22 protein-coding genes are annotated in these 23,827 nt (G+C 44.6%); 10 read left to right on the plus strand and 12 right to left on the minus strand.

Annotated elements, in window-relative coordinates; genetic code table 11:
• Positions 1–68 precede the first annotated feature (68 nt).
• Positions 69–695, minus strand: coding sequence for a C40 family peptidase (locus LN893_RS06310; protein ID WP_229968952.1), 627 nt, complete (start codon positions 693–695; stop codon positions 69–71).
• A gap of 290 nt (positions 696–985) precedes the next feature.
• On the opposite strand from LN893_RS06310, the gene LN893_RS06315 reads away from it, so the two are divergent.
• Positions 986–1,315, plus strand: coding sequence for a hypothetical protein (locus LN893_RS06315; RefSeq protein ID WP_229968953.1), 330 nt, complete (start codon positions 986–988; stop codon positions 1,313–1,315).
• Positions 1,316–1,474: 159 nt separating this feature from the next.
• Here the strand turns inward: LN893_RS06315 and LN893_RS06320 are convergent, their stop codons facing one another.
• From LN893_RS06320 to LN893_RS06335, 4 genes are all read right to left on the minus strand, one after another.
• Positions 1,475–2,107 (minus strand): thioredoxin family protein, encoded by a 633-nt coding sequence (locus LN893_RS06320; RefSeq protein ID WP_229968954.1) that lies wholly within the window; start codon positions 2,105–2,107, stop codon positions 1,475–1,477.
• Between the two features lie 13 nt (positions 2,108–2,120).
• A complete protein-coding gene (locus LN893_RS06325) occupies positions 2,121–2,621 on the minus strand; it encodes a TlpA family protein disulfide reductase (protein ID WP_229968955.1) in 501 nt (166 codons plus the stop codon).
• 134 nt (positions 2,622–2,755) lie between these two features.
• Complete coding sequence (locus LN893_RS06330; protein WP_229968956.1) at positions 2,756–4,048, minus strand: PepSY-associated TM helix domain-containing protein; 1,293 nt, start codon at positions 4,046–4,048, stop codon at positions 2,756–2,758.
• Between the two features lie 85 nt (positions 4,049–4,133).
• On the minus strand, positions 4,134–6,560 hold the full coding sequence (locus LN893_RS06335) for a TonB-dependent receptor (RefSeq protein WP_229968957.1): 2,427 nt from the start codon (positions 6,558–6,560) through the stop codon (positions 4,134–4,136).
• A 299-nt stretch (positions 6,561–6,859) separates the two neighbouring features.
• Between LN893_RS06335 and LN893_RS06340 the strand changes: the two genes are divergently transcribed.
• Positions 6,860–7,417 (plus strand): type 1 glutamine amidotransferase domain-containing protein, encoded by a 558-nt coding sequence (locus LN893_RS06340; RefSeq protein ID WP_229968958.1) that lies wholly within the window; start codon positions 6,860–6,862, stop codon positions 7,415–7,417.
• Between the two features lie 52 nt (positions 7,418–7,469).
• On the opposite strand, the gene LN893_RS06345 is transcribed toward LN893_RS06340, so the two are convergent.
• The 3 genes from LN893_RS06345 to LN893_RS06355 all read right to left on the minus strand — a co-directional run bounded on the left by LN893_RS06345 (position 7,470) and on the right by LN893_RS06355 (position 9,834).
• A complete protein-coding gene (locus LN893_RS06345; protein ID WP_229968959.1) occupies positions 7,470–8,018 on the minus strand; it encodes a DUF6992 family protein in 549 nt (182 codons plus the stop codon).
• Between the two features lie 95 nt (positions 8,019–8,113).
• On the minus strand, positions 8,114–8,845 hold the full coding sequence (locus LN893_RS06350; RefSeq protein ID WP_229968960.1) for a YceI family protein: 732 nt from the start codon (positions 8,843–8,845) through the stop codon (positions 8,114–8,116).
• A gap of 353 nt (positions 8,846–9,198) precedes the next feature.
• Positions 9,199–9,834 (minus strand): porin family protein, encoded by a 636-nt coding sequence (locus LN893_RS06355; protein WP_229968961.1) that lies wholly within the window; start codon positions 9,832–9,834, stop codon positions 9,199–9,201.
• Between the two features lie 472 nt (positions 9,835–10,306).
• Here LN893_RS06355 and LN893_RS06360 point away from each other — a divergent pair, with 472 nt between their 5' ends.
• From LN893_RS06360 to LN893_RS06380, 5 genes are all read left to right on the plus strand, one after another.
• Positions 10,307–11,029: a hypothetical protein gene (locus tag LN893_RS06360; protein WP_229968962.1), complete on the plus strand. Its 723-nt coding sequence runs from the start codon at positions 10,307–10,309 to the stop codon at positions 11,027–11,029.
• Between the two features lie 222 nt (positions 11,030–11,251).
• Complete coding sequence (locus LN893_RS06365; RefSeq protein WP_229968963.1) at positions 11,252–11,773, plus strand: hypothetical protein; 522 nt, start codon at positions 11,252–11,254, stop codon at positions 11,771–11,773.
• A 33-nt stretch (positions 11,774–11,806) separates the two neighbouring features.
• Positions 11,807–14,746 (plus strand): hypothetical protein, encoded by a 2,940-nt coding sequence (locus tag LN893_RS06370; protein WP_229968964.1) that lies wholly within the window; start codon positions 11,807–11,809, stop codon positions 14,744–14,746.
• A gap of 34 nt (positions 14,747–14,780) precedes the next feature.
• Positions 14,781–15,608: a fimbrial biogenesis chaperone gene (locus tag LN893_RS06375; protein ID WP_229968965.1), complete on the plus strand. Its 828-nt coding sequence runs from the start codon at positions 14,781–14,783 to the stop codon at positions 15,606–15,608.
• 448 nt (positions 15,609–16,056) lie between these two features.
• Positions 16,057–16,959, plus strand: coding sequence for a histone deacetylase family protein (locus LN893_RS06380; protein WP_229968966.1), 903 nt, complete (start codon positions 16,057–16,059; stop codon positions 16,957–16,959).
• Positions 16,960–17,493: 534 nt separating this feature from the next.
• Here LN893_RS06380 and LN893_RS06385 read toward each other — a convergent pair.
• The 3 genes from LN893_RS06385 to LN893_RS06395 all read right to left on the minus strand — a co-directional run bounded on the left by LN893_RS06385 (position 17,494) and on the right by LN893_RS06395 (position 20,564).
• Entirely contained in the window at positions 17,494–18,204 is a 711-nt protein-coding gene (locus LN893_RS06385) for a methyltransferase domain-containing protein (RefSeq protein ID WP_229968967.1), read from the minus strand.
• A complete protein-coding gene (locus LN893_RS06390) occupies positions 18,185–19,306 on the minus strand; it encodes a type III polyketide synthase (RefSeq protein ID WP_229968968.1) in 1,122 nt (373 codons plus the stop codon). The genes LN893_RS06385 and LN893_RS06390 overlap by 20 nt, the downstream gene beginning before the upstream one ends.
• Before the next feature lie 145 nt (positions 19,307–19,451).
• Positions 19,452–20,564, minus strand: a complete 1,113-nt coding sequence (locus tag LN893_RS06395) for an NAD(P)/FAD-dependent oxidoreductase (RefSeq protein WP_229968969.1) — start codon at positions 20,562–20,564, stop codon at positions 19,452–19,454.
• Positions 20,565–20,729: 165 nt separating this feature from the next.
• Between LN893_RS06395 and LN893_RS06400 the strand changes: the two genes are divergently transcribed.
• Positions 20,730–21,110 (plus strand): T9SS type A sorting domain-containing protein, encoded by a 381-nt coding sequence (locus LN893_RS06400; protein WP_229968970.1) that lies wholly within the window; start codon positions 20,730–20,732, stop codon positions 21,108–21,110.
• A gap of 213 nt (positions 21,111–21,323) precedes the next feature.
• Positions 21,324–21,713: a DUF4890 domain-containing protein gene (locus tag LN893_RS06405; protein WP_229968971.1), complete on the plus strand. Its 390-nt coding sequence runs from the start codon at positions 21,324–21,326 to the stop codon at positions 21,711–21,713.
• An 85-nt stretch (positions 21,714–21,798) separates the two neighbouring features.
• Here the strand turns inward: LN893_RS06405 and LN893_RS06410 are convergent, their stop codons facing one another.
• The gene (locus LN893_RS06410; RefSeq protein WP_229968972.1) at positions 21,799–22,155 is read right to left on the minus strand and encodes a hypothetical protein; all 357 of its coding nucleotides are present in this window, start codon (positions 22,153–22,155) and stop codon (positions 21,799–21,801) included.
• Between the two features lie 490 nt (positions 22,156–22,645).
• On the opposite strand from LN893_RS06410, the gene LN893_RS06415 reads away from it, so the two are divergent.
• The gene (locus tag LN893_RS06415; protein WP_229968973.1) at positions 22,646–23,827 is read left to right on the plus strand and encodes an endo-1,4-beta-xylanase; all 1,182 of its coding nucleotides are present in this window, start codon (positions 22,646–22,648) and stop codon (positions 23,825–23,827) included.

Here is a 23,827-nt window from a genome sequence, read left to right on the forward strand (position 1 = left end):
TGCCTGTAAACAAAACTGCCTTGTAGTTTGGCTACAAGGCAGTTGTTCGATATTATAAAGAATAAAGCTTAATTTACACGGCCAGCTGCATAGTAGTTCTGGCGATAATAAGGTTCTCTGAGCGAGCTTACCATTACGCCTCCGTTGGTGGCGGCATGTATAAATTTATTGTTTTTTAGGTAAATGCCCACATGGTAGATCGGCTGCTTCGGGCTGCGTTTAAAGAACACCAAATCCCCAGTGCGAATACTGTCTTTTTTAATGCGTTGCACATCCTGAAACATAGAGCGGGAACTGCGGCTAAGGTCTACGCCGTATACTTCGCGGTAAATGCTGGTAACGAAGCCTGAGCAATCGGTGCCTTTTTTGCTGCTGTTGCCGTAGCGGTAAGGCGTACCCAGCCATTTAGCTACGGTGGCAATCAGTTGCTTGTCCTCGTGGTACTCTAAGTGTAAGCCCAGCTTTTTAGAATAACGATCGTAGAATAAGGAGTCAACCTCTACTTCTTCAGTGGCTGTTTCTTCAGGCAACTTCAGTGTTAAAGCGTTTGCCATATCCTCGCCTGAATTAATGGCGTAGGGAGAGATAAAAGTTGCAGGAGTCGATTCTGTTGCCTGCGCAGGCGTTACCTCGTAGAGGAAAGAAAGGGTGAGTGACAGAATGGCTAGTACACTCAGAATAAGGGTTCTTGTCATAAGGGTTTGGCTTGTTTTTAGCCGCCGTAGCGGGAAACAGTTTCACCACAATGCATATAAACTAGCGGTACAAATAGTGTTAAATTAAGCCCGTTTATACTGTTCAAATGTTGACGCATCGTAACAGGTAGCAAAGCTAAGTGCAATTTATTTAATAGCCAAGCACTTCGTGTTAATTATTGACTGTAGTAGAGCGTGTGTTAACCTGCACATTAGTATATGTTTACCTGTATAATTGCGTTTGTATACAGATAGGGCTGAAGGTGCAAGTGCAATTTACTGAATTTGTGATGGATTATAAGATAGTAGAAAATTCTTGGTTTGCCCGCATCGCCCGTATGGTTCTGAAGAGCAGAAACGTGGCGATGGTGCTTGGTAAATCCATCCACTTAAGTGGTGTAGACCGTGCCACATTTTTAAGAGATGAGGGCTGGGTGGCGCACGAATTTTGCCACATCAGGCAGTTTCAGGAGCACGGCTATCTACGGTTTCTGTGGCTATACCTGGTAGAATCTGTGCGGGTAGGATACTACAACAATAAGTATGAAGTGGAGGCGCGTGTAGAAGGCATGAAGCACCGCAGATACAGTACCTCGCTAGTAAAGCTGCCTCAACAGTAAAACCTATAGGTGCATTACCTATTGACAGTAAGAAGGAGGAGTAAGAGGTGGTGAAGTTGGAATTGCTTTACGGCATAAAATCAAAGGAGGAACAGCTATAAAGTCATTCCTCCTTTGTATGAATTTAAAATACAGTTTCTGATAGCTCGGTTATAAGCCCTAGGCTTCTCGCCATTTAATAGTGCAGCCAATAGCTTTGGTGTTAGGTTGGCTTACTTGTTTGCCTGCTACCAATTCATTTAAAGCTGTTTCTGCGTACTTTTTTTGCACTTTGCCTGGCTCTCTGGAGTTATCGTCTATGGTGCCAATATAGGCCACTTTATACTTGCCGCCTTTCTGCTTTTGCACAACATATAGGTGCGGTGTGCGAGTTGCGCCGTAAGCTCTGGTAATTTCCTGTGTTTCGTCTTGGAGGTACGCAAACGGGAATTTCTTTTCCTTGGCTCGCTGCTGCATATCAGCAAAAGAATCCTCAGGTGATACCTGTACATCGTTTGGGTTAATGGCGATAACAGGATAGCCTTTGGGAGCATACTTGTTATGAAGGTCGATGATGCGATCTTCGTAGGCTACTGAGTAAGGGCAGGTGTTGCAGGTGAAGGTAACAATAAAGCCTTTAGCGTTTTTATAGTCATTCATCGCTACCATTTTGCCGTCTACATTTTTCAGTCTAAAGTCGGTTGCGGTATCACCAACCTGATAACCTAAGTCAGGGGCAGGCACTGCTGCCAACAACACGCTCACCAGCAAGAGGCAAGCTGCGTAAAGAAGAGGTAAGGAGGCTTTTTTCATAAGGCAGACTTCTTTAAGGTTTATATTTGTTTATAAGGTTTTGCAGTTCTTCCTGTGTTAGTTCGCGCTCCACAAATTCGTATTGCTTCCGTTTGTTGTTAAAGAAGATGGTGGCAGGTATAGCACCAGACCATTTCGGCTCCAGCTTGTCAATCCAGGTGTTGGCGTCAGTTTCATCCAGCAGCAGCAGCCTCGACTGTAGGTTCCGTTTCTGTACAAAAGGCTTCACGCGCTTTTCCATATCCTGTGCTGCATCCATGCTTACCAACACCACCTGCACAGGTTGATCTTGGTATTGTTGGTTGGCGGCTTCAAAGTAAGGCATCTCTTTTATACAGGGCTTGCACCAGGTAGCCCAAAAATTTACCACGTATAGCGTGTCGTGCGGCGACTGCCGTAGTTGCTCCAGTTGGTCAAACTTAATAACCTTCACTTCCTGTGCCGATGCACCTAAAGCGGTAGCAATACATAAAATGGCGGTAGCGGCCAGTATTGTAAATCTGTGCTTCATCATAAAACTGTAACGGATGTTGCGTATACGCTATTGCATGGATTTAAATATAACAAAATGACTATTAAATTGTTACATGTTAGTTCAATAGCTTTAAAGTAAAAAGGGGGCAAGAATTTTCTTGCCCCCTTTTTACTTTATGAATTTACAGCCGCGGCTGGTCTGGCTTTAAGTTTCTCCTTAGGCTTCTTTCGGAGCTTGTTTATCCAGATAAGTGTGCCTGTAACTGGTAAGCTGGTGGCAATTAAGCAAGCGATAAAGTATAGTATCTTTGAGAACATGCCATAAACTTCTCCTAAGTGCAGCGGCTTGATCAAGGACGCTATCTGTACGTTAAATGACTTCTCTGAAAATATATCAACTTTAAGGGGCTCACCAGTATACTGGTCCAGCTGCACTTTATCAGAGGCTGACAGCGCGAAGAAACCAGTTTTGTTTTTGTTAACGACCACGGCGTTGGTGGCATCTTCTGGTAAAGAAACTCTCAGATCGCCTTCGTACGGTAAAATAGCGTTAGCTCTCTGGATGAAATCTGCTACGGCAAGTGTTTGCGCGTTAGCGGCAGGAGTGGCAGAAGGTAATGGTTTTTCGCCTCTTCCTTTAAATACTTTGTCGCCAAGCACGGCGCTGAGGCCGTCTCGGTACCACTCAAAAGACCAGCAAAGGCCTGTGAGCGACATGATGAGCAGTAAGATAAAAGAGTAAAAGCCTAGCGTGTTGTGCAGGTCGTGGTTTACTCTTTTCCATTTGGCACTGGTTTTAACCTTGAAACCCTGCTTCCAGTTTTTCAGCTTAACGGGAAACCACAGTACAAGGCCTGTCAGTATCAGAAAAACGAAGATAATGGTAGAGATACCTACAATCATTTTGCCTACGCCTCCCTCTATCAACAGCCAGCGGTGTAGCTGCATCATAGTTCTGAAAAACTCAGTGGCTGGTCCGTCAGTCGTGCCTAGTACAGCTCCTGTGTAAGGGTTTACCATATAAGTTTTAGGGCGACCACCGCTTGATCCGCCACCATGGCCGCCTTGTGCTGCCTGCGGGCCCTTAGCTGCTCCAGCCGTTTTTGCCCCTTCGGCTCTAGCCTCAGTTGCTCCACCATGGCCTCCTTCTGGTTTGCCACCGCCTTGCTCTGCTGGTTTAACGCCTACCTGGTATGCTCTGGCAGCATCTTCTGGTATAGCCAAGTAAGCTACTTTACCACCTAAATCAGTTTCCAGTGTCTTAACCAATGCATCAGGGGCAAGGGGAGTGGCATTGGCTGGTATCTCCACTGTATACTTAGAAGGCTCCAGAAGCTCCTCTATCTCCGTATGGAAAGTATAAATCGTGCCACTCAGGCACACCACAAAGAGAACCAGTCCGCTGGCTATCCCTAACCACAGATGGACATCGTTAAAAAACTTTCGCAGGCTATACTTGTTGTTCATGCTATAATGTTTGTTAAATTCTTTTCAGCATAAAAGCTGCCAACGATAATTGTTGGCAGCTTCACTTTATTTGTTTTTCTAAGTGCTAGAACCTGTAGGTTACAACACCTGAAACGTTTCGTGGCTGTATTCTATCTATGAAGCTAATGCGGTAGGCGTCGTATCCAACTTTGTCGAATATATTGTTGAACAGCGCTCTTACGCCCCAATGCTTCTCAAACTCGTACCCCACCTGTGCATTTACAATAGTATAAGCTTTGTTGTACCAAGGAGCAGTGTTAGGGTCTATGGCGTGGTACTGCACCCCAACCTGTGTCCAGTCGTTGTACGGGCGCTCGCCCAGGTAGTAAGCTCCAACCCCGATGTTCAGGCCATGTAGTACACCTGTGTTCACTGTATAGTTTGCCCAGGCATTAAAAGTGTGATTGGGCGTGTTGTTTGGTGCTGAGCCAGGTACAAATGTAGTATGCTCTTTATACTGTGCATCTATATAAGCATAACCCATAATTACTTCCAGGTTCTCCAGCACACGGCCTGTCAACTCAACCTCAACCCCCTTGCGCTCGTCGTTGCCTCCTTTGGTGTAATAACCCGCTGATACAACTGCACCTGTGTCGTCTACTCTGAACACTTCCAGGTTCATGTCCTTGTTGTTGATCTTGTAAAGTGTCAGGTTAAAACGAAGGCGGTTGTTAAACCATTCTGACTTTATACCTGCTTCTAACTGGTCGATGCGCTCAGAGCCTAGTGGTTCGCCGTTTACATCAACAACAGAAGCTGATCTTGGATTAGAGCTGTTGGTGTAGGAACCGAAGATGTTGAAGCCTTCTTTCACGGTGAACATCACGCCTGCCAAAGGGTTCCAAAATTCAGAAGTTACACTCGACTCGCCGTTTGCTCTTGTTTTGTTGGTGCTATAGCGCATGCCGCCGTACGCTCTAGCCCAGTTGGTCAGTTGAATCACATCCTGAAAAGTGGCTCCGAAGCGGTAGTCGAAAGACTGTGTTTCTCTTGTCAGTTCAAAAGTTGGTAGTCCTTCTGGCATTGTGTTAGACACTGTAGATGGGTCCAGCACGTTTATTCTGTCGATAGCGATGGAATTGTAAATTGGTTGGTACAGGTCCATGTAGCGGTAATCGGCGCCTACTTGGAATGTGTGCTTCAGCGGGCCTGTCTGTAGTTCCTTGCCAACAAGGTCAATTTGGAAAACAGAGTTTTTATCTTCTCGGGTGGAGTTGTGGGAAATAGAGCGGTCGTACCAGATTACCTGGTCTGTGTTTAAGCCACCGCCTCTAACAGCAGACAAGTTGCTTTTGATAGCGTCTGAATTGTAGTTAGAGTAGAAAGCTGCAGCACGCAGGTATAAGTTTTTAGTTATATCATACTTGTAGCGGGCCGCGTAGGTGCTGTGGTTGATATCTGTTTTATCTGACTCAAAACCCAAGAATCTTTCAGAAGGTAAGTCATAGATTTTATTTTCTTTGTTGCCTACCGATAAGTTTACAGTGCCTACATCTATGCCTTGGTTCTCTTTGTAGTAATCCATTTCCAGGGTAAGTGTGCTTTTAGCACCTGGTCGCCACTCTACCGATGGGTTTATGTAGAAAGACTCGTTGTCCATGTGGTCGCGGAACTTGCCACCGTTTTCGTAAGCACCATTCAAACGTACCGCCAGTTTACCAGATTTATCTACAACACGCTGCACATCAAATGTAGGTCTGATTAAGCCCCAACTACCTGTACGGAATGATAAAACGCCACTGTTTTCAAACTTAGGTGTTTTGGTAACAACATTTACTATACCGCCTGGGCCACCCAAATCAGTTGCGGCACCCATGGTTACAGATGAAGCACCTTTCAATACTTGTATGCTTTCTACGCCCTGCATGTCTGTAGAGAAGCCTGCTCCTCGGAAATCTGACATAACACGCACACCATTCTTTAAGGTAGGAATACCGCGGAATCCTCTGGAAGAGATACTTTCTCTAACACCACCGTAGGTAGCATAAGTATAAACACCAGGCACGTTACGTACACCCTCAATCACTGTAAGAGCTCCTTGCTGCTCAATTAATCGGTCAGAGATAACTGATATACTCTGGATCTGGTCGCTTGGCTTTAGCGGAAGGCGAGTGATAGCATCTAGTTTTTCTGGCTGCTTTTCACGATCTCCGAAAACCTCTACTTGTGTTATCTGGTTGGCTTTTGGTGTAAGGGTAAAAGATGTTTGAGTACTGCCTCCTCTGCCTACGGTTACCGACTTGCTAACGCTGTTGTAGTTCATCAGCATAACCCTTACCTGATAGGTGCCTGACGGTACGTGGCGAATCTCAAAATATCCGTTGTCGTCTGTGATGGTGCCATAGTTTGTGTTTTCAAGTACAACACTGGCAGAAGCGACGGGCTCTCCGTTTTCAGTTGCAACCGTTCCTCTAACAGCAGAGCGGTGTTGTGCCCAAGTAACCTGGGTTAGGAGAAGTAGAAAAAAGAGTAGCGTAGAGTTTTTCAGCATGATCTTTACATTTTGCCTTAAAAGGCTCAGCTAGATTATATATTCGTTCTTTTATTTAGACTTAATCTAAAGTGATACAAACTTACATCCTAGTTTAGATTTGTTCCAAATAGAAGGTTCGTAATTTTAGCTGATTACCTAAAAATCACTAGTAGTAGCTATAGCAGGTATAGCTATAGCTAGGCAAATAGAGGAGCAACGGGCAGATAGAAGGTGGTTGAAGAACATTTGTATAAACAAATGTTGAGTTGGCCCGTTATAAGGTAGTACGAACCATGTTTAACCAAAACAAACTTAAAATGGCAAATAAACTTGAAGGAAAGAAGATAGCAATACTTGTAGAAGAAGGATTTGAGCAGGTAGAACTGACTAAACCACTGCAGGCATTAAAGGATGAAGGAGCTGAGGCGCATATCATCTCACCGAACAAGAACCCAGAAATAAAGGCTTGGAACCACACAGAGTGGGGAGACAGCTTTAAAGTAGATAAAAAGCTGTCGGATGTAAAGGCAGAGGATTATAACGGACTGTTGCTTCCTGGTGGAGTGATGAACCCAGACACCCTGCGTGCAAACAAAGAGGCTGTTAGCTTTGTAAACAAGTTCATGGAATCGGGTAAGCCCGTAGCCTCTATTTGCCACGGCCCCTGGACACTGATAGAAACAGGCAAGGTGAAAGGTAAGAAAATGACCAGCTACCACACGTTGCAAACCGACCTTAAAAACGCAGGTGCCGAGTGGGTAGACCAAGAAGTTGTAGTAGACCAGGGATTGGTAACCAGCCGTAACCCAGACGATATTCCAGCTTTCAACAAGAAAATGGTTGAAGAATTTGCCGAGGGTAAACACGACCGCTAGTTTAGCGGATTTATATTAGAGAGCCTCACCAGTACACACTGGTGAGGCTTTTTTATGCCTGTATAAGACTCAGTAAGCTCTCGGAAGGTAGCTCAAGCAGTACTGTTAGCACCAGATCAAGTATAAAAAGCACCACGCCCTGCAGCACAAGGGATTCTCCCCAGCCTAAGTACTGCTCTGTTTTGGCAATATTTCTTGATCTTTCCTTTAGATAAGCTCCAAGTATAATATAGCTTACATCTAGCCCTACATTTGCATACAACACCTTCTTGTACCAGAGGTGCTGCCTCAGGCTCTCAGCAAGTGTAGTATTGGTCACATCTTCAGTCAGCAGAAAGTAAAGGAAGGTACCCGCAATCAGAATATTCACAATATTCCAGTAGATGTTCATTTGGTAGAAGTAGCGCTTACTGCGGGAGGCTTTGGTTAGCTTAAAGCTGCCGATAATAATATTGAGCAAGGCCCAGGCCGCTAACGCGCCCATACCTGCTTTTAAAACTTCTGCCTGCCAAAGATTGAAAGAAACCAAGGCATCTGCTGGTTGTGCATTGGCCGCAAAGCCAAACAGGAGAAAGAAAAGCAGGAAAAAGTATTTTGCCATAGTTTGAAGTGTGGGTTTACAGGCGCTCTTAAGGTGTTAACGGTGCTGCTGTGGAAAAAGTACTGCCGCACGTTGGTTTTAAAAGGCTTCAGTTCTTACTGCTGCCTGGCTACAATGTTGAAGCCTACATTCACATCTGAGTGAATAGTCTGGTTGCCTAACGATTGATCTGAGTTATAGACAAGGTTCCACTTGGTGCGGTCTATGTTGAAGTTAGCTTTAGCGGTAAGCACATTATCCTCTAGTTTTAGCTCCGCTGGAAAAGAAACACTTTTTGTTACACCTTTGATGGTTAAGTTGCCCGTAATTTTGTGTGTTGGGTTTTTAACACGCATTTCGCTGTATCTGGCATTTGGGCTGACGGCACGGGTATGTCGTGTACTGTCGAAGACCTCGACTGCGGTAATTTCAAAAACAGCTGTGGGATACTTTTCGGCATCAAAAAAATCTACTGATTTTAAATGAGTGGTGAGTTTCTTATTATTTGCTTCATCTAGCGTTTTATCAGAAGACCTAAGGTTGGCCATGTTGATCAGAATAGTGCCATGGGCAAGGTTACCGTCCTGCAAGAAAAGCTGGCCCTCCTGTATTTCGAAAACACCATTGTGGCGGCCTGTCATCTTGGCCCCAATCCAGGTTAGCTCGCTTTTGGCCGTGTCAATTTTATAGGCGGTAGCGGAATCCTGCATGTTAACTACTTCGGTAGCCTCGCCTACCTCTGCCATGTCTGTTTTCACGGTAGTATCGCAGCCAGCCAGTAGCAGTATAGATAGCATACTGCTTATGAACCATCCGTACCAGTGCCTTATGCTTGTGCTCTTTCTCATACGTTGTTTTAGCCTATTACCGAACAACAAAATACTTAAAGCGTGTTGATTCTTATGCTTTTAAGGAACAAAAACAAATGCTTTAGGGTGCTGAAGGCTCTTTTTGGTGTTATAGAACTGCTATTGCTCTTCCAATATGATTGTTTGAGCCAGGTGTAACTTTAGAAGAAATGAAGTACATTATATTCTTCATTTCAAATTTATACTTTCAGCTTTGCCAAGTTACCAACTACAAAACTATAGCAATACAATATTTGTAGCCCAAGGCAAAAGTTAGGAAACACTTAATTAGCACCCTTTACGGAATATAAGCCAAAAACGATAACAGACAAATAGCACGCTGTTGCTCTTAGTTAAAATCCAACGCCAAGGTATATCTGAAAGACGTTGTTTTTAATATCCTGGTTTATACTCTGTCCAGCATCATCTTCTTTGCGAAGGTCTGCAAAGCCACGGTTGTAGCGGCCTCCTAGCCTGAAGCGCCCAAAGCGAGCCTCTGCGCCCGCTGCAATGCCATAGTCAAATGTGTTATACGGCTCCATCAGTACCTCTTGGTTTTCTCTTCGGGCCAAAATCATCAGGCTTGCTTGTGGCCCAGCATGTATGCTGAAATTTTCTGTAATGTTAAAAACCGCCAAAACGGGTACCTCAATATAGTCGAACCGATAGGTGGCGGTGTCTTGCCGCTCGAAGCCCTTGCGAGAGTAAAGAACTTCTGATTGTAGCGAGAACGAGTTATTGAAAGAAAACTGGGCAAAAGCACCCGCATGAAAACTGGTCATGTAGTCTGTACTGCCCCATACAGCTTCGCGGTCGCCTCCAGCCATATTAGCGAAGTTAACGCCCCCTTTAAAGCCAAAGCCAGAATTGTGAGAAAAAGCACCACTGAACAAGTTGTGGTTTTGCTGTTGTACTCTTGGCCCCTCGAGTTGCGCATGGCTTATAAAGGAATACAGAAACAGGCAGGTTAGTAAGGCTATCTTTTTCATAGTATCGTGCTTTTGTTTACAAGTTGTTCAGATGCAAACCGTTTGTGTTGGTTTACACTTGGTTATACTGCTGTTTTAAGTGTGAATGTTGCACTGTTTCTTGTTAGTAATATTGGTGTCGCTTTTCTTTTGCTTTGATAAGTATAAATAGAAGTTGTTGCTTATGTGCTTAAAAGTTAAAGTTTTAAACGGCTAGGTGTGCCTTGGCAGTCTTGTGAAGCAGTTTGATGAAAAAATAATCCATCATATATGGATATTTGTATATTATATAATTCATATATTGCAATGGGACTTAAAAATTTGCCTCAGTTTTATTGTTTAAACATTAGCATCAGCTGTTAGAAAGGAGGTACTCGAGGAGCTTACAGAAAAAAAATTAGCTAAAGCAGGAGCTGCTACTGCAGTATAAGTGCAGCGATAAGTTATTCAGAACAAACTTTAACGATTTTTTTATTTTTACTTCACCCTTTTTATGAAAAAGAGAATTCTACTTGCTGCAGCTGTTGCTGCTTCTTTCTTTACGTTTTCCGAGTCTAAAGCACAGACGCTTAACGACCAGGAATATGTAGCCGTAACAATGGACCTTCAGGGCATCCTGGAGCTGGACATGACTACAAACTCTCAAGTTGACTTCGTGTTCAACTCTATTCAGAAGTACCAGGTTGGTATTACTAATTATAATGCTACCCGCCTTGAAGTGAACTCTACTGTGCCTTGGGACCTGTATGCGCAACCGCTTACACAGTACTGGACACAGCAGGTGCAATACGGTGATGGTACTAATGCACAGGCACAACTTCCTTCTGAAATTCTTCAGTTGCAGGTAATTCAGCCAAACAGCGCGGCTGGTAAAACTGCAGGTACTGACCTTGACTTCAACACTTTTATTGGTTTGAGCAGCAATGGCGGTGCAAACGTGGCTTCTTTAACGCCTTCTGTCAACACACAATATTTAGCTGGTATGTTTGGACAAGGCACTAACATGAGCTATGCACCTGGTACTGCTACGCAGTCCCCGCTGCTGAACAAGTTCCTCGTTCACTATAGAATTAAGCCAGGTATTCCTGCAAACTTCCCTGACCTTACTTCTCAGTATCCGTCAGTATCTACTGCTACTTTTACAGAAACTGCACCTTATGCAGCTCCAGGTTTCTACGACCTGCAAATTGTTTATACTCTTACTGAAGATTTATAGTATCAGAAGCTGTGCAGGGAGTATTCCTGCACAGCTTTTATTATTATTAGTTTAAAACTATATAGTGAAATAAGTACAATTTTGTTTTCTTTGTGGCTAGTATAAACAGTGCAGTGTGTGGTGCCTGTGGAGAAGGGTTAAAATTTGTTAGGCTGTTGAGGCATGTGTAAGGCGCTTTGTTTTGTATTGCTCTTCTGGGGTGCATTATGTTGTTCACCCTCCATGGCGCAGTCGGTTAGCTTTCAGCTAAAGGCATCTCCCAACCTGGCGTTCGTCTTCGATACTTTTAATAAATATCAGCAGGGAATAACACAGTACAATGCACTTCAGCTAAACGTGGAGGCAGTAGGCACTCAATGGGATTTATATGTGGGTACATCCACCCAAACCCCAGGTTATTGGGATGTAGGCCAGACATATGCCTCTCTATACGGCAACCCTAGCCCTCCGAGTGACCTTTTGCAGATTCGCGTAACAAACATCAACAGAACCACACAGACAGGTAGCGCATTTGTGCCTGTGCCAGACATAGCCAATCCGCTATACCTGATCGGTGGCAGCCTTAACCCCGATGCTACAACCCCTTGCGCTACGCCAGGTACGGCAACAAACACAGAAGAAAGTTACCTGACCAGCCCATCGTGCTACAAATTTGATGTAGACTATAAGCTTTTGCCAGGCCTGGGTTACCGCGCAGGGCAGTACAACCTGCGGGTAGATTTCTGGATAGTGGCTGATCTCTAATATAAGCTCTAAAACAAACGACAGTAAACCACAGTGAAGCAACTTTTTATTATTGTTCTAACAACTCTGCTCAGCCTGAGTACATTGCTGCCTTCTGTTGCACAAACAGGTGGCAATGGTAGGCGCACAGGTATTGTGGCAGATTTTCTGCGGAACAACACACCGCAAAAACTGAACGAAGTTGCTTCTAATGTACTGAAAGTGGTAAACCGCACGTCGCGGCCTATCAGTTTCTCTGTAGGTGTTACCATTCCCGATAATTGGCAGTTGGTGCCTCGTCATAACAATAGCTATAGCTTAAGTGTAGGCGACTCTGTTTTTATTCCTGTACGCATTATTCCTTCTGCGCTTTCTAAGGGAAACATGAATTACGTGGTGATGGCCTCGCTAATAGGTGCTAACGGTGCCATGCTTACCTCCGTTAACTGGTATGTACCTGTGCAGAAAAAATCGCAGTGGGTAGTGCAGGTGCCATCCAAAGAAGTATACTTTAAGAATGGCGAGAACGCAGCTGACTTCAGCCTGAAGCTCTCTAACTACGGTAACGCAGATGAAAACGTGCGCGTGTCATTTACGCTGGATCGGCGCCTACAGCTGCTCGATACTGCTGGTACAAACATTTTACCGAAAGCCTTAACAGTGCCACTGGCTGTTGGCGTTGATACCGTTTTATACTTTAAAGTGAGAAAGCCTGATGATTCGGAACTGCTCTCGCGGAGAAAGCCTAATTTCGATGGCTTAAGCTCCAATATACCACAAGAAGAGGTTTACCGCGTAAATGTATCGGCACAGGGACAGGCAGCAGATGGAGAAGCGCCACGCAGTTGGAGCGGGACCGTGCTCTTTACGAAGCTGCCTAGTGTAAAGGCGTTGAACGATTATACCCGTAGTTCCTTACCATTAACGCTTGAAATAAACTCTTTCGACTTCCTGAGCAATGCCACAAACCTTAATGTGCTGGCTTATGGTAGTATGTTTATTAAAGAAAATAATCTCCTCACATACAGGATGCAGACAAACTTCCTGACCAACTACTACGACGGTACCACCTATCTAGGGCAAGACCACTACATCGGTTACTTTGCCGACAGAGGAAGTATAGAAATAGGGCAGGTGAGCGGTTTTGGGCGATCTGCTGTGTATGGGCGCGGAGCAAAGGCAAGTTATAACATCAAGACCTCCAAAGTTGGTGTAACCTATGTGCGTGGCCCCGAGCTGTTTGGCGAAAGCAACAACAGTGCAGTAGAAGTATACCAGCGTACAAAGGTTAAAAAACTTACGTTCGATAACTCAGTGAGTCGCCGTTGGAACGACTTTGACAGCTCTACGAGCGACATCGCAAACACTACTTTTTCTTACCGTGTGCTGCCCAACCATAACGTAAACGTAGGTGGTGGCTACAGTACCGTGCACTACGCTACAAACGCAGATTCTGTGCAAAACGGCTATTCCTATCTTGTAAGCTACAGTGGGCGGTTAAAAAAAATCAGCTTATCGGTTAACAACTTCTTTGGCAGCGACAGTTATCTGGTAGGGCAGGGCATCCATATTTTTAACACCAGCGCCATTTACGACCTTGAACACAACCAGGCCATCACGCTGTCGCACCAGACTTACAGAAGAAACGGGGTGGAGCGGTTACAGATGCCAGGCACACGTACCGATAGGGTCGAGGTTCGGTACAATATGCGGAAGCTGAGTAACAGTTACTACATTGGCCCTACCATATTGCACCAAGCGTATAACGGCTACGAATCGTTGAGTAAGGGTGTCCGTTTCGATTTCAACCAGACTACTGTGAACGGTATAATGCTGTCTGCTTCACTGTTTGGTGGTTATGTTAGTGCTTACGGAGCAGATGTACCAGACTTTTTTACAGCTAGTGCAGGACTATTCTTGAAGTATAGGCTGCTCTTTTCCAGGTTATACTACTTCTATGGACCAAACGGTTTATACCAGGAAATGCAGTTTGTGCAGGATCGTATTAACCCGCAACTGCTTAACCTATCTACTAGCAACGAGTTTTGGTTTCTGAAGAACAAAGTGATGCTGCAGCCGCTGGCTAACTTATCTTATGAAAATAAGACAGAACGTTTGCAACTGAACCTGCGTGGCCGCTTGTCCTACTATACTGCAAGCCAGATGGAGCTATCAGTATTTGGTGGGTATGTTGCCTCCAAGCACAATGGCGCCTTAGGCTACGACCCCACACAGAGCAGCTACGAACAAACTCCTTACTTTAACAGCAACATAAACATAGGCTTTGGCCTGCGCAAACACTTTGGCGTGCCGCTGCCTGGTGCCAAATATCATAGCATTGATGTGGTAGTGTTTAAAGATTTGAATGGAAACGGCGTGCTAGACTATAACGAAGATGGCATGGAGAACGTGCTGGTAAATCTTCGCCCAATGCAGCAAGTGGATAGTTTGCAGACATTTTCTCTGCAAGGCGATGATTTGATGACAAGCGAGAAAGGCCATGCCAGCTATGTAAACATGCCGCCAGGGCAGTACCTGGTTCGGGTAACGCCTCTCGTACACACTGAAGGCTGGTTTGCAGGGCAGGAGCAGCTTATTGAGGTGGAAAAAAGCAAAACAGTAAATATGCCGTTGCGCAGAGGTGTGCGTTTATCGGGCGGTATAGTTGTGGACAGAGACCAATTTACGAATGGCAGCAGTTTAGAGCTGTCGCGCATTCGTGTAACGGCTGTAGACTCTTTGGGCAAGACCTACCATGTGCTAACCGATGCGCAGGGGAAATTTTCTATGTTCCTGCCAATCGGCAAGTATAAGGTGTCTGTAAACGAAGCCGCGTTAGGCAGCAGCTACGAGTTTACGCAGGGTTTTATGTTGCTGGACCTGACGAGAACTGCTGATAACTATAGTGTAACCTTTTATGCATCTGAAAAGAGGCGCAAGCTGAACATTAAGAAGTTCAACAGCAATGGCGATGAAATAAAGGAGGAACAGTAAACCTAAAGTATAAGTGAACAAACAAATAGTAGTAATGAAAAGAAAACACTTGCAGATTTTTTTATTGATGGTGATGTGGGCTGGTGCCTGCTGCAATGTGCTAGCGCAGAACGTTTCTATAGCCCCGAGCAGGCTGTATTATAAAGTAAGTGTAGGCGACTATAAAACACAGGTAATCAAAATAACCAATAGCTCTACTGCCACTCAAGCTTTTAACATTAGCTTCGGCGATTTTGAGCCAAACGGTATACTTGGTAAAAGCACCATTATGCAATCAGGAGAAAGCCCCAACTCCTGTGCCAAGTGGTTAACGGCCACACCTTCTTTTGTAGAGATAGAGCCAGGGCAGACAAAGGATGTGGAAGTGCTGCTGGAGGTGCCAAATGACCAGGAGGCTAACAAGGTGAAATGGTCTACCATGATTGTGCGCCTTACCAAAGAGCGTAAAGGCGGTGAGCAGGGCGACCAGAAATCCTTAGGTATGGGTATTTCTGAAACCTTCCAGTTTGTGCTGCATATTTTCCAAACACCACCTTCTATCACAAACAAACAGGCTGAAATCATCAACTTTAAAGAAGAAAGAGTGGGAGAAGATGGCACGCGTATGCTTACAATCCTTGCCCGCAATACTGGCGATGCCATCCTGGACTGTGCCTCTTACCTGAATGCTACTAACTTGCAAACGGGTAGTGAAGAACGTATAGCCTTGCTGGCTTTTACGCTGCTGCCTGGTGCTACGCGCGAGGTGCGTTTTAAAGTGCCGCCTACCCTACCAAAAGGCAAGTATTCTATACTCGGTGTGCTGGATTACGGTAGTCGCGATGCCGTACAGGCAGCCGAAATGGATTTTGAGGTAAAGTAATTTCTAAAGCGTTTAAGCTACAAAGCCCTGCACTACTTTATAGTTGGTGTGGGGCTTTGTAGCTTATACTTGTTTCGCAACAAAATAGCACAATTGTAAGCCTATAATTGGACTAGGAGTCATTATAATATGATTAGCAGCGAATGCTAAAGTTTTGATTAATTAACCTAATAATATCATTATGTTGATAGATTTGGCTTGAAATAGCTCGGGGTTAACAGCAAAAAGTGGATAAAGGTGAGTAACTAACATAGTTATCCACATTTATCCACACTAAAAAGGGTTGATAACTGAAAAATATAAGATGTACGGCATACTTATCCACCGCAGGTTAGTAGCTGCTAAAGCAGTTAGTTTTTGCATTATTTTTCAGATACTTTTTTATCCACACTACATCACCAGAAGAAAGTCTAAACCTATGCTGCTATACTTTTGTTAGCTTTGTGTTATGCTAAAAATTGCCTGGTCTGAAATATTTGCGCATTCGTTGCCAGAGGGGCACCGCTTCCCGATGGCCAAGTATGATTTGTTGCCCGAACAACTGCTTTACGAAGGGACTATAACACAGGAGAACCTGTTTGCTCCTGAGCCATTGCAGGAGCAGTTTATTACAGATACCCACGACGCTGTTTATTGGCAGCGGCTAAAGCAGTTGCAACTAACGCCATCAGAAATCAGAAAAACAGGTTTCCCTCTTTCGGAGGAACTGGTGAATCGGGAGGTGGTGATTATGAACGGTACGTTGCTGGCCACGCAATTCGCCCTAGAGTATGGCATAGGCATGAACATAGCAGGCGGTACCCACCATGCCTTTACAGACAGAGGCGAAGGTTTTTGCCTGCTCAACGATATTGGGATCTCGGCTAACTACCTACTCAAGCACAAAGGCTTTAGTAAAATCCTGGTGGTGGACTTGGATGTGCATCAGGGAAATGGAACAGCACAAATATTTCAGCACGAGCCGCGTGTGTTCACCTTTAGTATGCATGGGGGCCACAACTATCCTTTCCACAAAGAAAAGTCGGATTTAGATATACCATTGGCAGAGGGCACCGACGACAAAACTTACCTGAAGCTTTTGGCAGAAACCCTGCCACGCCTGATAGATGAGCAGGAGCCGGAGTTCGTGTTTTTCCAATCGGGGGTGGATGTGCTGGCAACAGACAAACTGGGCAAACTGGGCATGACTATAGCTGGCTGCAAAGAGCGCGACAGGATGGTGCTGGAAACGTGCTACAGGAATAAGTTGCCTGTTACAGTAAGTATGGGAGGTGGTTACTCTAAACAAATTGCGCACATTGTAGAGGCGCATGCTAATACCTTTCGGTTGGCACAGCAGCTCTTTTTCTAAGCTAGAAAATTAAATAGGTTGAAGGTTAAAAATTTGATTGACAGCTTGTTTGGGGTTAAGTAAAGAGGCACAAGTACCACGACACAAGACACACGGCTTTTTATAGAAGATGGTGCTGATGTTCAACATGTGTCAAAGCAAGATGCACTTTTTTCAAGTAAAACTAATTTTTCTCCTTAGTTATTGATCCTTGTAGGGCTGTAAATTCAAGTATAGAGCTGGCGGAAAGGTATGTTTTGGCGTGAGGGCTAACCAGCAATTTCACCTGAGTTATGGGAGCTATTTCATTCAGGGTCTTTTCCCCAATTTGTCGTCGTCGTCCTTTTTGGGTTTGAAAAACGAGCGTAAGAGCAGGTAGATTATTGGGGCCAGAGCCATCACTAGTATAATGTAGATTATCAGCTTCAGTACTTTAAAAAATACAGATATAAGTAAAGCAGATAGCGCTATAGAAATGATAAACAATAACCAGAAAGTAATAGTACTCTTGCTCATGGAGACTCTGCTGAGTTAAAAGGTTAAAAAGTGTTGCCGCTATGCTTTTCCCATTACCAATTGCCACCTGAACGCCCACATCCAGCGCAAACTATAGTTCGTAACGCCAGCCTGCTGCACCAGGTGTTTTAGCTCATCTTGTTTAAACGCCCGTGCCACCGATACAGCTGCATCGTTTTTAACTAAATACGATTTTGAGAACATAGCGGTAAGCCATTTAATGGAATGGTAGGCAAACCAGTGGCGGTGCAGGTCGTTAACAATGGCGGCTAATCTTGCTTGTTTGTGCAGGAGACGGAACATTCTTACCAGTTGCTCATCGGTGAAGTGGTGGCAAAACAGGCTGCATACCGACACATCATACTTTTGCTGTGCAAAGCTCTCCGAGAACACATCGTGCTGCTCTACCTGTATAAAAGGAAACTGGCTGCAACGCTCACGGGCAACCTGCACAATATACTCATTGGCATCTACACCTGTTAATTTAACAGAAATGCCTTTCTTCTGTGCCCATTTCGCAATGTTTAGCATGGTGTCGCCGCCGCCACAGCCAATGTCTGCTATGTGGAGTGGCTGAGGGAGATTTGCGCCATGTTTGGTTACTAGTTTATCCAAGGCATCTAGCACAACTTTATGCCCTCCCAACAAGTTATTAATCACCTCCAGCTCATCCAGCGTCTGCCGCATGTCCTGCCCCGAGAGCTGCAGATCATCCATTATTTCTGCTTCGTTAGATCGTTTCTTTAGCATAGTGCACTTTCAGTAACATTGATTCTAGGGTCAGGCCAGGGCCAAAGGCAAAGCTCAGCACGGGCTCGTCTTTATCTTCCTTCGTTAGGCTGCTCATCAGCGCCTTCAGCACATACAGCACTGTGGCCGACGACATATTCCCAAACTCGCGCAGCACTTTGTAGGCAAAGCGGTTGTCATCATGGGTCAGGTTTAGCTCCTGCTCTATTACCTCCAAAATACGCCTGCCGCCTGGGTGAATTGCAAAGTACTTGATCTCTGATAAGTTAGTTTCTAGCCCTTTCAATAAACGGTCTGTTAGCTGACCTATGCCTTCCTTGATAAGATCGGGTACGTAAGAAGAGAGCGTCATCTCAAAGCCAGTATCGCCAATATGCCAGGCCATTTCCTGCTTGCCAGCAGGGGCTAAATCGCAATGGAAAGACTGCAGCTCCAAATTTACCTCCTGGCACGGTTGCCCCTGTATCAGTACAGCTGCTGAGCCATCGCCAAACAAAGCATTCGATACCAGGTGATCTTGCTCAGTGTACTTCTGGAAATGTATGGTGCAGATTTCGGTACACACTACCATCACCTTGGCACTTTCATCGGCTCTGCAAATGGTGTCTGCGAGTTTGATGGCATTAAACGCGGCATAACAACCCATAAAATTCACGGCTGTGCGTTGTATGGTAGAGTTTAGTTGGAGCCTTTCCACCAGTTCAATGTCTAAGCCAGGAGCATACATGCCCGTGCAGCTCACAGTAATTAGGTGCGTAAGGTCGGCTGGCTTAGTGTCTGGATTCTGCAGCAGGCAATTATTGATAGCAGTTTCCGACAAATCCACGGCATGTTTCTGGTATAAACCCATACGCTGCTGCACTGTCGGGAAAGGCTCCAGGGTAGGAGTGTTCGGGTAAAATTCAAACTCTCCGTTAGGTCGGGTATAATCTTCTAACACGCTGTAGCGTTGCCCAATACCAGAAACACGGTACAAGGCTTTTAATTTTCTAGTTTGTTGTTCATCAAATTGCAGAGCATCGGCCATAAACTCTGCCACCTGCATTTGGGGTATTTTGTAAGGAGGGTTAGCCGTTCCTATCGCGCATATATAACTTTTCATTCAGTAGTCTTTCTTATCGGGTAGTTTGCCTATTCTTTTTAGGGAAGGCTGGTGTGGCCGTTCTTGCAGAGCAACAACACAAGGCAAACCGTTGTTTAGTTACGCAAGCCATCATATATAAGATATAACTATACTTGCGCCTGTGTTAGAATGGCTTACCATGCGTTTGCTTCATAAGAAGCCGCAGCAAAGAAGGCGAGTATTGTAATGTATTTACAGCTACCTCAGATAGAACAGGGCTACCGAAGAAATGTTGCACAGTTCTGCCAATAGTAAGGCGGCTTGCAAACTGCCGCCGCCAGGCACGGGTATAGTTTTCTTCTAAAGCTTGTCTGTTTTGGCCGTTTCGGAAGTATAGCTGTACCTGTTCTGCTGCTATTTTGCCTGCATGTATGGCTATGGCCATGCCGTTGCCGCAGAGCGGCGTAATCATGCCTGCAGCGTCGCCGCACATAAGTATATGCTGCTCCACACAGGTTTTAGTAGCAAACGAAACCTCATTTATAACCTCGGGCTGTTCGTACAGGAATTCGGCTTCTTCAAATAGCTGGCGAAGGTGTGGGTTCTGGTAGAGTATGGCCTGCTCCATGGCTGGTACAGAGCCATGCTTCTTCAGGTTTTGGCGGGTGGTAAGGTAGCAGAGGCAGTGCTTGCCATCTTCTATAGCCGACACACCAGCATAGCCATTTTTAAAATTGTGCAGCGCAATTACATCGTTAGGTGTTTGATGGCGGATGTGGTACTTAACGCCCACAAAAGGCGACCTGTTTTTAAAAAAGCGACGGTTTAGCTGTCGGTCGATGTTTGTGCGTTTGCCGTAGGCACCAAGCACCACTTTTGCCTGTATATTGTCGGCGCCTTTTAGGTGTATATCAAAAGAGTTATTTTCATAAAGCACCTGCTGCACCTTCGTTTCCAGCATAAACTTAACACCGCGCTCTTCTGCAAGTTTGTACAGGTAGTTGTCCAGGGTATAGCGGCTTAGTCCGAAACCTCCTAAATCCAAATGAGATGTTAATGTCTTTCCAGAAGGGGAGGACAGTTCAAGTTTTGTAATTTGGGCAGGCTTTAGCAGCAGCGGGTCTGCTTGCAGACGCTGCAGAAACGGTAGCACTTCATTCGAAACGTACTCCCCGCATACCTTGTGAAACGGGTAGCTTTTTTGCTCAATAAGCGTTACTGAAAACCCTTCGGTTGCCAGGCTCAACGCAGCAGTAAGGCCTGCCAAACCACCACCAACTACAGCTATATCTTCCAATTAAAATATGGTTATTTAATATATAATAATGATAAAATAAATCCTCATTAATTAGTGAAAACACCGAAAATAGGAGGTATATACTACGAACAAATTAAATGATAGTCCGTTTTAATAATGGAACGACATTTGTACTTAACAAGATGACTATTAGCTAAATAATATATGAAACAATTTATACTTACGCTTTTTACATGCTTAACATTTGTATTTGTTTGGGCACAGGAGCGGCAGCCACCAGTGGTGCAAACGGCACAGGCGGAAAAAGAGAAGGTACTGAAAGTGGAGCAGGAAGGCGATTCTATTTCTATTTACCCCAATCCTAACAATGGTATTTTTACAGTATCCTTTACAAACGATGAGGCAAGAAAAGCGGAATTACGCATCATGAACGTGATAGGTAATGAGATTTTTTATGAGGTATTAAACAAGCAGGGTGCTGCTTTTACCACTACCGTCAATCTAAATGCTTTTGCCAAAGGTTTATATTATGTAAAACTTGAAACAGATAACTATAGCACTGTGCGGCGTGTTGTGGTAAAGTAGTACGAGCATTAAGTATTTAAAAATAAACGGGCAGCTTATGTATAGGCTGCCCGTTTATTTTTAGCCGCAGGTGTAGTTCTTAAATGGTTGGATGCTAAAAAGATATGTCTTGAAATTTGCCAAAATATTCTTTCGTCTGATTAAACCTAAAGCATCAGAAAAGGTCAAAGAGCTAAATAACCAAAAACCTTTGACCCCATGAACAGAAAAAACATGAACCGATTATTTGTGCTTTGCTTTAGCCTTTTACTTTCTGTAGGTGCTATGGCGCAACAAAGACCTCAGCAGACTGCCGAAGAGCGTGCAGCCCGTATGATGGAAACCTACAAAAAAGAACTTAACCTTACAGCAGAGCAGGTCACAAAACTAGAGGAGATCAACAAGCAGAATACAGCCGCTATGGTTGCCTTGCGTGAGGATACTTCGCTGGAGCGTGAGCAAAGAATGGGTAAAATGCGCGAACTGCGCGAGACTCAAGCAAAAGCTATAAAAGCAATCCTTACGGAAGAGCAGCAGAAAAAATTTGATGCTTTACAGAACAACTCCAGACAAGGCCAGGGTGGCAGAAGCGGTGGCCAAGGCGAAAGAGCTAGACAGTTTTAATTTCTGTTAAATGTAAAAAAGCCTATCAAACTATGGTTTGATGGGCTTTTTTTATTCCCTCACCCGCTACTTGCGTTGACGAGGTTTAGCGACTTTGGGTTTCTTCAGGTAAAATAGTTCTGGATACAAAGCCAATAACGTTAGTGGTGTCACGCACTAAACGTGCCTTTACAAAAAGGTTATGGGTAGTATCTATTACATGTATAGTCTGAGAGGTATCAAAACTTGCCAGTTCCTGGCTTTCAAAATCTGGTTGGGTATAGATTTTCCCGCTAACTAAAGGCTTTGTAACTAACAGCACATCTGATGGGATGGGAGCAGTAGCGCCTGTTTCATTAGCCACAGTAGCTTCGGAGGTGTCTTCTTCTATGCTGCGGCTGCTACAACTGGCAACTATTAGAATAATACCAGCAAAACCTACTGCCCAAAGCAAATTCTTCATTAGCCTAAGATTAATTGTTTATAGCTATATATGCTATTTTACAAATAAAGTTATAGAAAGCCTAAATTTTTTAAAAAATTCAAATCTGTTGGGAGTGTGTAAGGCTACTATAAAGCACTGTTTATCAATGTTAAATAGTAAAAAACTAGTGATAAAGAGATTCAGGCTATTCTGCAGCACATTGTGCTATAGTAGCTAAAATCCTTAGCCGAAAGGCCAATTCATACTTGCTTTTTCAGCCTAGAAAACAACAATAACCAAGGATTATACTTAAAAATGATGAGGCTATCTCCATCATTTTCTTAAATTAGGAGATGAAAAAGAATATAAACTAACGATTAACATCAAGAAGAAGTGAAATGGTGAAACGAAAATGAACTACATGAAACACCATTTAACATGAGAATGATGCATATAGGTTTATATCAATAGGAAGTATTTCGTGCTGTGCAGCTATTTCTCTGCACATTGATTTAACAATATAAAATAAATGAAAAAAAGAGGAGTATTAAATAAATCAATCGTAGCTGTTCTAGGTGTTGTTCTTCTATGTGGCGGCTGTAAGGTAGCCAAAACAGATGCGGCCGAAACCAATACCGCTGTTGCTGTTGAAACCACTACCGCTGAACTATCGCTCAAAGACGCCTACAAAGGCAAGTTCTACATTGGCACAGCACTCAACGCCCAACAGATTACGGGTGAAGACACGGCAGCCATCAGGGTGGTGAAGGAGCATTTTAATGCGATTGTTGCCGAGAACATCATGAAGAGCGGGTTGATCCAGCCCAGAGAGGGTGAGTTTCGCTTTGACCTGGCAGACCAGTTTGTGACCTTCGGTGAGCAAAACAACATGTACATTAACGGGCATACGCTCATCTGGCACTCGCAGCCCCCGCGCTGGTTCTTCACCGACAGCCAGGGCAATGATGTATCGCGGGAGGTGTTGATCCAGCGCATGAAAGACCATATCTCTACCGTTGTCGGCCGTTACAAAGGGCGCGTGAACACCTGGGATGTGGTGAATGAGGCTATCATAGACGACGGCTCCTGGAGGAAGAGCAAGTTCTACGAAATCATCGGCGAGGATTTTGTAAAGCTGGCCTTTCAGTTTGCCCATGAGGCCGACCCTGAGGCAAAATTGATGTACAACGACTACTCCATGGCCCTGCCTGGCAGAAGAAACGGTGTGGTGGCCATGGTAAAGAGTCTGCAGCAGCAGGGCGTGCGGATAAACGGGATCGGCATGCAGGGGCATATAGGCTTAGACCACCCCTCCATCGAGGAGTTTGAAAAGAGCCTTCTTGCCTTTTCTGACCTGGGGCTGGAAGTCTCCATCACCGAGCTGGACCTCTCTGCGCTTCCTTCTCCAAGACGGAACGTAGGGGCCGATGTGGCCACTAACATTGAATACCAGCAACAATTTAACCCTTACACCGAAGGGCTTCCTGATTCTGTGACGCAGGTATTTAACGACCGCTACGTAGAATTCTTCAAGCTCTTTCTAAAGCATCAGGATAAGATTTCGAGGGTGACACTGTGGGGCGTAAACGACGGGCAATCTTGGAAAAACAACTTTCCTGTCAGAGGCAGGACAGACTATCCGTTGCTTTTCGACAGAAATAATCAGCCGAAGTCTGTAGTTAAGGCTCTTATTCAGGTTGCTCAACAATAA

Source organism: Pontibacter harenae, from assembly GCF_020907245.1.
Taxonomy (GTDB): Bacteria; Bacteroidota; Bacteroidia; order Cytophagales; family Hymenobacteraceae; genus Pontibacter; species Pontibacter harenae.